Here is a 13,716-nt window from a genome sequence, read left to right on the forward strand (position 1 = left end):
CGCTTTTTATTTCAATCTCATACCGCGCTCGCGGCGCGTTAAAAGGATTTCCATTACTATCCCTCACGCAACATAAAAAGTTGTCATGCTGAAACATCGATCATATCCTTTAAAAAATCGCATTATAATAACTTACTAAAAGGTCATTTAAACCAAGTTTAAATTACTGAAATAGAAAAAACAGAAGATCCTGAAACAAGTTCAGGATGACAAAAAGTTAAGGTTCTAATGATGCGTTGGTTACGCCCTAGTGATTATAATTTGATTGGTCTCGAATCTATTATCTTAAAGCGCAGCGGTCTTGGATCTTATTTATGTGATTTCATTTCCGCAATTTCTTCAAGTTCTGCGTACCACTTCTTACCGAATTTTCGCGTAAGCGATTCCTTCAAAAATTTATAGACAGGAACGCCCAGCTCTTCACCTAGCTCACAGGCGTCATCGCAAATTTGCCATTTATGATAATTCACCGCGGTGAAGTAAGTGTATTCCTGTAGGCGCACTGGATATAAGTGACAGGAAATAGGCTTATAAAATTGGGTAGCGCCATCACGATAAGCTGCCTCAATACCGCAAAGCGCGGTGCCATCATCTCTGAATGTGGCGTAAGCACATTCTTTATTGTTGACTAGAGGCGTTTCTAGTTCGCCATTTTCGCGCTCGATCCAGGTACCTTGGGATTCAATCGCTGTGATACCTTCTGGTCTTAGGTAAGGCTTGATCTTCTCATACTCTGCATCAAGGATGTCGAGCTCCTTTTGTTCCAGCGGTGCACCAGCCTCGCCAGCGACGCAGCAAATGCCTTTGCAAGCTGTGAGGTTGCACACAAAATCCTTATCCAGAACATCATCAGACACGATGGTTTTCCCTAGCTGAAACATAAATCATTTATTGAGGTTGCAAAGATAACAGCTACTGGCCTACTCGCGTTAAGAAGCTAGAGAATCATTGGATAGCGTAAAATGGATAGGATCAATATTTACCTATTCCTCCAGAAGAACGGAGTCAATAATATCAAAACGGTAAATAACTCCAGCCTTCCTATAAGCATTAAAAAGGCGCACCACCATTTCCCCAAATCAGGTAAACCGGCAAAGTTGTTAACGGGTGACAGATCCCCAAAAGCCGGACCTACGTTACCTAAACTACTAAGCGCTCCACCTATTGCCGTGTCAAAATCCAAACCTAAAGCCGCTAACCCAACAGAACCCACTATAAAGGAAAGCATGTACAAGATAAAGAAGCCCAGAATGTTAAATACAATGTTGTTGGATAACGCCTTGCCGTTGTAGCGTACCGGCAAGATAGCATTGGGATGCAAGGTGCGTTTGAACTCCATGATACCATTACGTATCAAGATGATGTGTCGCATCACCTTAATACCACCAGATGTTGATCCTGCGCTACCACCCAAAAAGAACAGCCCAAAGAACATAATGGTTAAAAATGGTGTCCACATGGTATAGTCTGCAGATACAAATCCAGTAGTGGTGATCACCGCGAGCACTTGAAAAAAGGAATGTCTGACGGCGCTTTCCAATTCACCCCAAACCATAGGATGCGCTATAGACGAGATTGAAACATCTGCCTGTAGGTATATTAGCAGTGCTCCAATGATAGAAAAACCTAGAACAAAGCTTGCGTACCATTTGAATTCTGTATCCCTAAAGATCTTTTTAAACTGACCCTTGAAACCAAAATAGCTCAATACAAAGTTCATCCCAGCAATAAACATAAATAGCGTAATAATCCACTGGATCCATGGATTATCATTCCAGTAGGCGATACTGGCGTTTTTTGTGGAAAAACCACCAGTAGAAAGTGTACTCATGGCGTGATTAACAGCATCAAACCATCCCATTCCCGCTACTCTAAGAAGAACGGTCTCGATCCCTGTAAAGCCAACGTAAATGAGCCAAAGACGTTTGGCAGTGTCAGTAATCCTGGGATGAAGTTTATCTGCGCTGGGACCAGGCGCCTCTGCAGCAAAAAGCTGCATACCACCTATTCCTAATAAAGGTAGGATCGCCACCGCTAGTACTATAATTCCCATTCCACCTATCCAGTGCGTGGTGCTGCGCCAGAAGAGTACACCTTTAGGCATGATCTCGATATCGTTCATGATACTCGCACCTGTAGTGGTGAAACCGCTCATGGTTTCAAAAAAAGCATCGGTATAGTTACCTATGGCACCAGTAAACAAATATGGCATGGTACCAGCAAAAGCCATAAACAACCAGCCCAAGGTAACAATGAGGTATCCTTCCTTTTTTCCCAATTCCTTGATGTGATTCCTGGTTAACAACATCATCAACGATCCTAGAGTGATCGCCACTACCGCTGCCAGCAAAATTTCCAGCGATTCATTCTCGCTGTAGTAAGCGCTAACCAGCGAACTAATGGACATAAAACCACCGTTGAAAACCAACAGTAATCCCATGATATAATTAATGATCTTGTAGTTGAGTCTTGGCATTATTGGAACAGTTTTTCCACTTTGGAAATAGAGCGCGGCAAACAACAAACTACTACTCTATCACCTGCTTTTATAGTAAAGCTACCTAATACAATGTTTCCTTTGCCTTCACGTATGACACCACCAATGATAGCGCTACGAGGTACATTGATATCCATGATTTTCTTATTGCACAAATCGCTGTTTTCCTTCACGATGAATTCAAGCAGCTCGGCATTCATGTTGTTGAGCTTGGTCATCGCGACCACTTCTCCTTTACGTATATATCTAAATATATTGTTTGCCGCAAGAAGCTTTTTATTGATCAAGGTGTCGATCCCTATGCTATGTGACAACTGGAAGTAATCCATATTCTCCACCAGTGATATGGTCTTGCGCACGCTTTTACTTTTTGCCATAAGGCAAGAAATAATATTGGTCTCGCTATTACCGGTAACTGCGATAAAAGCATCCATCTCGTGGATACTTTCTTCCTGCAACAATTCCACGTTGCGTCCATCACCACTTATCACAAGAACCTCTGGTAATTTGTCCGCAAGGTCAAAGGCCTTTTCAGGATCAATTTCTACCAGTTTGACGTTCATCCCAGCAGCTGATAAATTACGGGCACTTTGCTCACCTATATTACTACCACCTAGAATCATGACATTCTTCATGGAACGTCGTGTCTTGCCAGTAAGTTTATAGAGTTCGTCCACGCCACCAGTGGTGGTAATAAAATAAACTTGGTCGCCTTCCTTGAATTGGGTATCACCACGTGGTATCAAGGTATATTGGGTTCCAAAACGCTGTATGGCAATAGGCATGAAGTGAACTTCAGGGAAAATCTCGCCAGCTTCCTGGACAGACTTACCTACAAATTGTGCGGTACGGCTAAGGTTCACTCCTACCATGGTGAGCGCTCCATCTTCAAACTCGTAACTGTCATTAAAGGCACTTTGATTGAGAAGCAACTCAATCTCTTTACTGGCAAGCGATTCTGGCGAAATCAGTTCGTCAATCCCAAATCCCTTAAAACCTATGGCTTGTTGCTCTTCCAGGAACTCTGTATTTGAAATTCTCGCGATGGTCCTTTTGGCTCCCAACTGCTTTGCAAGTACTCCAATCGTAATATTGATCGCCTCACTGCTGCTTACGGCAATGACCAGATCAGCTTGACCTACATTGGAATCCTTGAGCGTTTTAATAGATGTGGCGTCACCTCTCATTGTCCTGATATCCAGATGGGTATCTGCATAATGCAGATTCTCCTTAACGGGATCTATAAGGGTGATATCCTGAGATTCATAAGAAAGCAGCTTGGCCAGATGAAATCCTACCTCGCCAGCGCCAGCTATAATGATTTTCATAAAATCGATTCTGTGGAATTCAAATATACCAATAAGGTCATAATAAGGTAAGAAAGTCGCTCTAATATTGATGGGATGGTTGATAAATACGCTTTCGCGAAAGCGAAATAACAATTACCTCAACGCTCCATTGTATCTTTGACACAAACCACAAACCGTGTCTGAACAAGTAAAACCAAATCAGGACGATGCCGCCGGAAAAAAGCAGCAAGTCACCAAAATGTTTGATACCATTAGCGGAGAATACGACGGGCTGAACCGTATGATTTCTCTAGGACTGGATCAAAAATGGCGTGACAACGTCGTGGATATGGTTGCCGCGCACCAGCCTGACACAATTATGGATATCGCAACAGGAACCGGTGATCTGGTGATCAAAATGGCTGAAAAAACCAAGGCTTCCAGACTCGTAGGTCTGGATATTTCAAGCGGTATGCTTGAAGTGGGAAAAATCAAGGTGAAACAGCAACAACTGGACGATCGCATTGAAATGGTGCTGGGTGATTCTGAGAACCTGCAGTTTGAAGACCACACGTTTGACGCGATAACCGTATCCTATGGTGTTCGTAATTTTGAGGACCTTGAAAAAGGTCTTTCTGAAATATTGCGCGTTTTAAAACCCAACGGGATCTTAGTCATTCTTGAAACCAGCGTACCTCAAAAATTTCCTTTTAAACAAGGATATTATGTGTATAGCAATTTAGTAGTGCCAACGCTGGGCAAAATTTTCTCCAAGGATCGCAAGGCATATGGATATCTTTCAAAAAGCGCTTCAAAATTCCCTTATGGAGAGCGTTTCAACAATATTTTAAAGAAAGTTGGGTTTAAGGATGTGGAGAGCCATTTACAGTTTCACGGCGCCTCAACCATTTACAAAGCCATTAAATAATTACCGTTGAGAACTACCTTTTTAATTCTTGTTTGCCTCACAGGTTCATTTGCCACTGCACAACTTTTCACAAAGGAGCGCCTCAAAAACCGTGAGAATTTTGACAAACAGATTTTGACCTTTGGTTTTTATATGGGCCTCAACACCTACGATTACAAGTTTGACTACAACGAAATTGTAGATGAAATCCAGACCGAGACAACCGTTGGATTTAATGTAGGTGTTTTAAGCGATTTAAGAATCAATGAATATCTCAATTTGAGATTTGAACCTGGCGTTGCTTTTGTGCAACGCAATCTCATGTTCACCGATCCTTCTTTTACCGCTCCAGAGCAGCCCATAAGAGAAGTGAGTTCTACCTACATTCAATTACCCTTATTGCTCAAAGTCTCTACAAAGCGATTGAACAACTGGAAACCCTTTGTAATTGGCGGTGCTTCATATTCGCACAATCTTTCCAGTAATGAAGACAATCCTGATGACAATAGCGCTGGTCAGTTTAGGCAAACGACGGGTGTTTTCAATTATGAAATGGGATTAGGCGTGGACATTTACCTGCCTTATTTCAAATTCACACCATCCATAAGAGGTGTGTTTGCCATTAGCGATGAGCTGGTGAGAGATGAAAATCCAGACAGCCCATACACCGGTAGCGTGGACAGCATGCTCTCAAGAGGTGTGTTTTTAAACTTTACATTCCAATAGATCGACGCCATTCTGCTAACAGAATTCCGGTTGCGGTAGCAACATTGAGACTTTCCGTTTTATCATTTTCAGGACTATATTGAGGGATTGAAATAGCAGTACCTAAATTCAAGAGTTCTTCAGAAATTCCATGAGACTCACTTCCCATTATTAGAATAGCATTTTTAGGCAAGCTCAAATCGTAGACACTAGTCTTACTCATAGTGGCAATCATTATAGGCAGATCGCTTTTTTGAAGGTAATCTTCTAGATCTGTATAATGGACTTGGACTCGAGCAATAGAGCCCATGGTAGCTTGAATGCATTTAGGATTGAACAAATCTACCGTTGCAGAACTACAAACCACATGCTTGACATTAAACCAATCTGCTAGCCGAATAATAGTTCCTAAATTACCTGGATCCTGAACATTATCCAGGGCGAGAATCAAGCCTTCATTGGGTAAACCCTGCGGCTCAGGCATTTTTACCACAGCAAGATATCCTGGCGGTGTTTTCAAATTAGAAATGGACTTCATCTCTGCTGCGGTTATGGTTTCTGGGTGAAGGTCATCCAGCTTTTGTGACTCGTTGGTAACAAAGATTTCTTCTATACTAAGTCCGGCATTTTTGAGTTCTCTTATAGATTTATAGCCTTCTACAATATATAGCCGCAGCTCATCCCGATGCTTTTTTCTTGCCAGGCTTTTGATCTGTTTAATTTTATTTTTGGTAATCATTATCATCGTATTTTTGAGCCGCTACCTATGGGAATAAAACGACTTCACGCAAAAATAGGCTTAATTGTAACGCTTATTATTTTTTCAGTATCGTGTAGTACGGTCAGAAGAGTTACCGATGGTCGTAAGCTTCTTTTAGAGAACAACATTATCGTGGATAGCCTAGCTCCCGATGATGACCGTGTGGCAAACCTACCTATACAGCAGCCCAATCAAGGCATAGGGTTTTTCCCTTTAAGGCTTCACATTTATAATCTCGCCAGACCGCACCGTGATTCCATATACCTTAAATGGATGCAAGAAAATCCCAAACAACTGGAGAGAAGAATTGATTTGTTATCTGAAAAACAAACCATACAACTGGGTGAAGGGCTGGTTGCCTTTAACCAGTGGTTGAAGCGTACAGGTCAAGCACCGGTTCTGGTGGATGAAAGAATAAGTAAAAAATCTTCAGAGCGTCTTAGGTTATGGTATTGGAATCAAGGTTGGTTCAACACAGAAGTCGACGAAGAAACCGTTGATGCCAAAAGAGAAAAGCGAGCTCGTGTCAATTATTATGTACAACGTCACCAACCGTATATCGTTGACAGCATTAACAGCAAAATTTCTACTCCTGTTATTGACTCTTTATATGAGGCCCATAAGAACATTAGCTCACTGGAAAAAGGAAGGCAATATTACACAGGAGACATCAATGCAGAGCGTGATAGGCTTTACAAACTGTTCCGTAACAATGGCGCCATCCATATGGAAAAGGAATTTATCAAATTTGAAGGCGATACCGTTAACACAGATCATAAAGCCAATCTTACCTTAATCATCAGAGATCGCGAAATTGAAGATGCTGATTCCACGGTACGAATCCCTTTCCAACTACACAAAATAAGTCAGGTTCACATTCTTCCCGATTATCAAAGAGAACAAGACAGTATTGTACCAGATACCGTTGATTACAAGGGTTATAAAATCATACGCAACAGCAAATTAAAATACAGCAATCGTGTATTGACAGACGCTGTTTTCTTTGAGCCAGATTTTATTTATCGAGACCTAGATAGAGACCGCACGTACAAAAGAATAACGGAACTGAATAGCTTCCTCTATCCCAGTATTACCTATGTAGAAGATCCAGCAGATTCTACTGGAAACAACCTTATTGCAAACATTTCTCTCACTTCAAAGAAAAAGTACAACCTGGTCTTTGGTACCGAGGCTTCTCATAGTAATATCCAAACCTTCGGCGTTGGTCTCAACACTTCATTTTTAGTAAGGAATGTATTTAAAGGAAGTGAGTTATTAAGCATCACATTTAGGGGTAACATAGGTGCAAGTTCCAACAATGCTACCGGCGATTCTAGGTTTTTTGACCTTCAGGAATTGGGAGCAGATGCCAGTCTTATATTTCCAAGGCTATTCTTTCCACTGGAAACCGATGGAGTTATTCCTAAATATATGTCTCCTGCCACCAATCTTTCCCTTGGGTTTGTTTCCCAAACCAATATTGGTCTGGACCGGCAAAGCGTGAACGGCGCTTTGAGCTATCGATGGCAGCAAACTCCTATCAAGAGTACGAGATTTGATTTGATCAACGCCCAGTATGTACGCAATCTGGATCCGCAGGATTTTTTCAATGTTTATCGCAGCAGTTATACCAGTCTTAATGATATCGCCATGGATCTCAACATTACAGATCCTACTTATGTAAATGATGAAAATGACCTCACCGTTCCTGAAGGTACTAACCAATTCATCAACGATGCGCTGCAAGGAAACTTCAACACCAACGCATCACAGCTAGAGGACATTAGAAATATTAATGAGCGACGTGATCGATTGGTACAGAATAATTTGATTATCGCGAGTTCCTACAACTGGATAAGAAACAACAAGCAAGGAATTTACGACGAGGACTATTCCAGGTTTAGCGTGCGTCTGGAAAGTGCAGGTAACCTGATTGCTGGAGTGTCGAGCCTGGTCAACGCAGACCGCAATGAAAATGGGAACAGACGAGTTTTTGGTGTAGAGTTTTCACAATATTTGAAGCCCGAAATTGAATACATCAAGCACTGGGAATACGACAATAAAAACGTTTTAGCCATAAAAGCTTTGGGCGGCATCGCCGTTCCCTATGGCAATTCAGACAACATTCCTTTTATTAGATCCTTTTTTGCCGGTGGTCCCAACGACAATCGTGCCTGGCAAGCGTATGAACTAGGTCCAGGAAGCACTGGTGGGCTCAACGATTTTAATGTTGCCAATATGAAGCTCGCCTTCAACGCAGAATATAGATTCCAGCTGTTGGGAGCGTTTAAGGGCGCCATTTTTACTGATATTGGAAACATTTGGAACGTGGCAGACAGTGAGGAAGATCCTCGAGCTGTATTTAATGAGTTTCAGGATCTGGAGAATCTAGCGATAGGGTCAGGATTTGGCGTGCGATATGACTTCGGTTTTTTTGTACTGCGATTTGATATAGGATTCAAAACATACAATCCAGCGCTATCTAGGGACCGCAGATGGTTTACAGAATATAATTTTGCCAACTCTGTCCTTAACGTGGGAATCAATTATCCTTTCTAGTTGCGAATATTCGCAGCTTTTATAATTTGCTTACTTTTGTTAGTCCAAGAAATAAAACTATGAGCCACAACATCAAACCAGGCGTTGCCACGGGCAACCAAGTTCAAGAAATATTCAATCATGCAAAAGCAAATGGCTATGCATTACCAGCGGTAAATGTGATAGGATCCAGCTCTGTAAACGCGGTTTTGGAAACTGCTGCAGAACTTAAGTCACCCGTAATCATACAATACTCCAACGGTGGTTCTGTATTTAACGCCGGTAAAGGCTTGAGCAACGAGAACCAGCGTGCGGCCATCTTGGGTGGTATTGCCGGTGCTAAGCATGTACACGAACTTGCAGAGGCTTACGGCGCAACGGTAATTCTACACACAGACCACTGTGCAAAGAATTTATTGCCATGGATTGATGGTTTGCTGGATGCTAGTGAGGCACGCTTTCGCGAAAGCGGAAAAAGTTTATACTCCTCGCACATGTTAGACCTAAGTGAAGAGCCACTGGAAGAGAACATTGAGATTTGTAAAAGATACCTAGAGCGCATGTCAAAAATGGACATGACTCTTGAAATTGAGTTAGGTATTACCGGTGGTGAAGAAGATGGTGTTGATAACAGCGATGTTGACGAGTCAAAATTATATACCCAACCAGAAGAAGTCGCTTATGCTTATGAAGAGCTAAGCAAAGTGAGTGATAAATTCACGGTGGCAGCAGCCTTTGGTAACGTTCATGGAGTTTACAAGCCAGGTAACGTAAAGCTCACTCCTAAAATCTTGAAGAACTCTCAAGAATACATCACCAAAAAATATGGTGTGGAGCACAACCACATTGACTTTGTATTTCACGGTGGTTCTGGTTCTACTGTAGAAGAAATACGTGAAGCGATAGGCTATGGTGTGGTTAAAATGAACATTGATACAGATCTTCAATGGGCATTTGCTGACGGCATCAAAAAATATATGGACAGCAACGACGACTTCCTAAAATCACAAATAGGAAATTCAACAGGTCCAGATTCCCCTAACAAGAAATATTACGATCCACGCAAATGGTTGCGTGTAGGAGAAGAGTCTTTCAAAGAGCGATTGAAAAAAGCCTTTGAAGATTTAAATAATGTGGGAACACTTTAAGAAGAAACAAGAGTAAAAATGGAGTAGCGCAAGCATTAATAGTTGCGCTACTCTATATTTTACTTCTAACTCATTACAATTCATATGGCTTGGTTTAAAAGAGAGAAAAAGGGAATTACTACACCTACTGAGGCTAAGAAAGACACGCCTAAAGGTTTATGGTATAAGTCACCTACCGGTAAAATCATAGATTCTGAACAGCTTAAAAATAACTTTTATGTGAGTCCAGAAGATGGATACCATGTTAGAATAGGCAGTAAGGAATATTTTGAAATCCTTTTTGACAACAACCAGTTCAAAGAGCTCAACCCTAACATCACCTCAAAAGATCCATTGAAGTTTACCGATACTAAAAAGTATACGGACAGACTTGACGCTGCCCAGTCCAAGACAGGATTGAAAGATGCAGTACGTACGGCCGTAGGTAAATCAAACGGTCATGATCTTGTGGTGGCTTGTATGGACTTTGCTTTTATTGGTGGATCCATGGGAAGCGTGGTAGGAGAAAAAATAGCTCGAGCTGCAGACCATTCGCTTAAAAACAATATCCCATTTATGATCATCTCTAAATCTGGAGGTGCTCGTATGATGGAGGCAGCATTGTCATTGATGCAACTGGCTAAAACCAGCGCAAAACTCGCTCAGCTTTCTGATGCTGGCATACCATACATTTCATTGTGTACTGATCCAACTACTGGTGGTACAACAGCATCTTTTGCGATGTTGGGTGACATAAACATAGGTGAACCTGGCGCATTGATTGCTTTTGCTGGACCACGTGTCGTGCGTGACACTACCGGTAAGGAATTGCCAGAAGGTTTTCAGACAGCAGAGTTCCTTTTGGAAAAAGGCTTCCTAGACTTTATCGTGCCACGTCCACAGTTAAAGAAAAAAGTAAATCAATATCTAGACTTGATCTTGAACCGAGAGATTAAGGTGGCTTAGAGAGGTTTTTAGTCGCAGCTTGCAGAAAGATGTGAAATCATTCTTATGAATTAAAAGTCACTACTGTCTTACAACGGTTGACTTATCTTAAGTTTGATTTTCTTTTTCGGTTAACTTTTATTTTTTAAACGTATCTTTGCAGCCGCTAAGAGAATGAATCTCAAGGCATCGTCAGATCGACTGACATACATAATATTCATTATTCAAATAATTTTGGCATGTATTTAGCACCAGAAAAAAAAGCTGAAATCTTCTCAAAGTACGGGAAATCAGCAAACGATACCGGTAACACAGACGCGCAAATCGCATTGTTTACCTACCGTATCAACCACTTGACAGAACACCTTAAGAACAACCGCCACGACTACAACACAGAGCGTAGCCTTGTGAAACTCGTAGGAAAGCGTCGCTCTCTTCTTGATTACAAAATGAAGAAAGACATTGTTGCTTATCGTGAGTTGATTAAGGAACTAGGTATTAGAAAGTAATGAACTGGGGACTGCGTGTCCCCTTTTTTATTTTATATCGCAGCAGTTCATGCTGTTTACGCTTTCGCGAAAGCGTAATAAAAATAATTATCGCGACATAACAAAAGCTGGTTTCTCAGTAAGTAAACGCCTTCTCACCACACACAACTTGAGATTAACGTTTAACAAAACAAAATGAAACCACAAGTTTTTAAACAAGTGATCAAGATGGCCAATGGGCCAGATATCACTATTGAAACTGGAGCGCTTGCAAAACAAGCACATGGATCTGTTGTGATCACATGTGGTAAAGCAATGCTTCTAGGAACTGTAGTGTCCAGCTACAAATCTACTGGACTAGATTTCCTTCCACTTACCGTAGACTACCGTGAGAAATTTGCCGCAGCTGGTAAATATCCAGGTGGATTCTTTAAACGTGAAGCACGTCCCAACGATGGTGAGGTTCTTACCATGCGTCTTGTAGACCGTGTATTGCGCCCATTGTTTCCTAAGGATTACCATGCAGAGGTACAGGTAATGATCCAACTCATGTCTCATGACGATGAGGTAATGCCAGATGCTATGGCAGGACTTGCGGCTAGTGCTGCAATTCAGCTTTCTGACCTTCCTTTTGAATGTCCCATTTCTGAAGTACGTGTGGCACGTGTTGATGGCGAGTTCGTGATCAACCCAAGCTATGCCCAACTAGAAGTAGCAGATCTTGAAATGATGATAGGTGCGAGCGCAGACAGCGTGATGATGGTAGAAGGTGAAATGGAAGAGATCTCTGAAGAAGATATGATCGCTGCCATTAAAGCCGCTCATGAAGCTATTAAAGACCAATGTGCTGCCCAAGTTGCCCTTGCTGAGCAAGTAGGCAAAAAAGAAGTACGTGAGTACGAAGGTGAGCGCGAGGATGCAGATATCGAGGCTAAAGTAGCAGAACTTGCCTACCAAAAAGTCTATGATGTTGCAAAACTGGGAAGTGCTAAGCACGAGCGTAGCGCGGCCTTTAGCGAGATCAAGGAAGAAATCAAGGCTCAATTCTCAGAAGAAGATCAAGAAGCAAACGGCGATTTGATCTCTAAGTATTTCAATAAGACCCACAAGAAAGCAGTACGTGATGTATTATTGAATGAAGGTATTCGTCTAGATGGTCGTAAGACGACAGACATACGTGATATCTGGTGTGAGGTAGATTACCTTCCATCTACTCACGGTAGTGCGATATTCTCTCGTGGAGAAACACAAGCTCTAGCCACAGTAACACTGGGAACTTCAAGAGATGCCAATATTATTGATATGGCTTCGCAAGAAGGTGAAGAGCGTTTCTACTTACACTACAATTTCCCACCATTCTCTACTGGAGAAGCTCGTCCACTACGTGGAACTTCCCGTCGTGAGATAGGACACGGTAACTTGGCGCAACGTGCCTTGAAAAGAATGCTTCCATCAGATCTACCTTATACGGTAAGAGTGGTGTCAGAAGTTTTGGAATCTAACGGTTCTTCTTCTATGGCAACGGTTTGTGCTGGCACCATGGCATTGATGGACGCTGGTCTACCTATGAAGAAACCAGTTTCTGGTATTGCCATGGGATTGATTACAGAAGGTGATAAATATGCGGTATTGTCTGACATCCTTGGTGATGAAGATCACTTGGGTGACATGGACTTTAAAGTTACTGGTACTGCAGACGGTATCACGGCATGTCAAATGGATATTAAGGTAAAAGGACTTTCCTATGAAATCCTAACCAATGCACTGATGCAAGCTAAAGAAGGCCGTATGCACATTCTAGGAAAGCTGACTGACACGATTGCCGCTCCTGCTGCGGATGTGAAGCCACACGCTCCTAAGATGGAATCTATGGAGATTGAAGGTAAGTACATTGGTGCTGTGATAGGACCTGGTGGAAAAGTAATTCAAGAATTACAGAAAGAAACCGATACGGTGATCAACATCAAGGAAGAAAATGAGATGGGTATTATCGAGATCGCTGGTACAGACCGTGCCAAGATCGAGGACGCTCTTGAGCGTATCCAGAACATCATCTTTGAACCAACAGTTGGCGAGACGTACCATGTAAAAGTGGTGAAGATGTTAGACTTTGGTGCTGTGGTAGAATTCAAGCCTGGTAAAGAAACGTTACTTCATGTGAGTGAGTTTGATTACAAGCGTATTGAAGATCCTTCTACGGTACTTAAAGTAGGTGATACTCTAGATGTAAAATACATGGGTGTTGATCCACGTACTAAGAAGCAAAAAGTTTCCCGTAAGGAAACATTACCTAAACCAGAAGGCTGGACAGAACGTCCACCACGCAAACGTGACGACAGTCGCGGTGGCCGTGATGATCGCCGTAGTGGTGGCCGTCGCGATGACCGTAGATCTAACGATCGTCCACGTCGCAGCAATGATGACAACAGCTCTGACGAGTAAATAAACCAATTGTCACTC

11 protein-coding genes are annotated in these 13,716 nt (G+C 42.1%); 7 read left to right on the plus strand and 4 right to left on the minus strand.

From position 1 onward, the window contains the following. Positions 1-308 precede the first annotated feature (308 nt). From AAU57_RS00765 to trkA, 3 genes are all read right to left on the minus strand, one after another. On the minus strand, positions 309-881 hold the full coding sequence (locus tag AAU57_RS00765; RefSeq protein ID WP_055411102.1) for a DUF3109 family protein: 573 nt from the start codon (positions 879-881) through the stop codon (positions 309-311). Positions 882-979: 98 nt separating this feature from the next. Then, a complete protein-coding gene (locus AAU57_RS00770; protein ID WP_055411103.1) occupies positions 980-2,476 on the minus strand; it encodes a TrkH family potassium uptake protein in 1,497 nt (498 codons plus the stop codon). Next, positions 2,476-3,825 carry a Trk system potassium transporter TrkA gene (gene trkA, locus AAU57_RS00775; RefSeq protein ID WP_055411104.1) on the minus strand — a complete coding sequence of 450 codons (1,350 nt, stop codon included), beginning with the start codon at positions 3,823-3,825 and terminating at the stop codon, positions 2,476-2,478. The genes AAU57_RS00770 and trkA overlap by 1 nt, the downstream gene beginning before the upstream one ends. Positions 3,826-3,982: 157 nt before the next feature. Here trkA and ubiE point away from each other — a divergent pair, with 157 nt between their 5' ends. Continuing rightward, positions 3,983-4,714, plus strand: coding sequence for a bifunctional demethylmenaquinone methyltransferase/2-methoxy-6-polyprenyl-1,4-benzoquinol methylase UbiE (gene ubiE / locus AAU57_RS00780; RefSeq protein WP_055411105.1), 732 nt, complete (start codon positions 3,983-3,985; stop codon positions 4,712-4,714). A gap of 6 nt (positions 4,715-4,720) precedes the next feature. Next, complete coding sequence (locus AAU57_RS00785; RefSeq protein WP_055411106.1) at positions 4,721-5,419, plus strand: porin family protein; 699 nt, start codon at positions 4,721-4,723, stop codon at positions 5,417-5,419. On the opposite strand, the gene AAU57_RS00790 is transcribed toward AAU57_RS00785, so the two are convergent. After that, positions 5,406-6,137 (minus strand): TrmH family RNA methyltransferase, encoded by a 732-nt coding sequence (locus AAU57_RS00790; RefSeq protein ID WP_055411107.1) that lies wholly within the window; start codon positions 6,135-6,137, stop codon positions 5,406-5,408. The genes AAU57_RS00785 and AAU57_RS00790 overlap by 14 nt on opposite strands. A gap of 27 nt (positions 6,138-6,164) precedes the next feature. Between AAU57_RS00790 and AAU57_RS00795 the strand changes: the two genes are divergently transcribed. The 5 genes from AAU57_RS00795 (at position 6,165) to AAU57_RS00815 (ending at position 13,698) form a co-directional block, all read left to right on the plus strand. Then, the gene (locus AAU57_RS00795; protein ID WP_055413623.1) at positions 6,165-8,717 is read left to right on the plus strand and encodes a BamA/TamA family outer membrane protein; all 2,553 of its coding nucleotides are present in this window, start codon (positions 6,165-6,167) and stop codon (positions 8,715-8,717) included. A 59-nt stretch (positions 8,718-8,776) separates the two neighbouring features. Then, a complete protein-coding gene (gene fbaA, locus AAU57_RS00800; protein WP_055411108.1) occupies positions 8,777-9,844 on the plus strand; it encodes a class II fructose-bisphosphate aldolase in 1,068 nt (355 codons plus the stop codon). A gap of 84 nt (positions 9,845-9,928) precedes the next feature. Beyond that, a complete protein-coding gene (accD, locus tag AAU57_RS00805; RefSeq protein WP_055411109.1) occupies positions 9,929-10,789 on the plus strand; it encodes an acetyl-CoA carboxylase, carboxyltransferase subunit beta in 861 nt (286 codons plus the stop codon). A gap of 218 nt (positions 10,790-11,007) precedes the next feature. Next, a complete protein-coding gene (rpsO, locus tag AAU57_RS00810; RefSeq protein ID WP_055411110.1) occupies positions 11,008-11,277 on the plus strand; it encodes a 30S ribosomal protein S15 in 270 nt (89 codons plus the stop codon). A 174-nt stretch (positions 11,278-11,451) separates the two neighbouring features. Continuing rightward, positions 11,452-13,698, plus strand: a complete 2,247-nt coding sequence (locus tag AAU57_RS00815) for a polyribonucleotide nucleotidyltransferase (protein ID WP_055411111.1) — start codon at positions 11,452-11,454, stop codon at positions 13,696-13,698. The last annotated feature ends 18 nt before the right edge of the window (positions 13,699-13,716 follow it).

Origin of the sequence: Nonlabens sp. YIK11, assembly GCF_001413925.1 — a bacterium.
Taxonomy (GTDB): Bacteria; Bacteroidota; Bacteroidia; order Flavobacteriales; family Flavobacteriaceae; genus Nonlabens.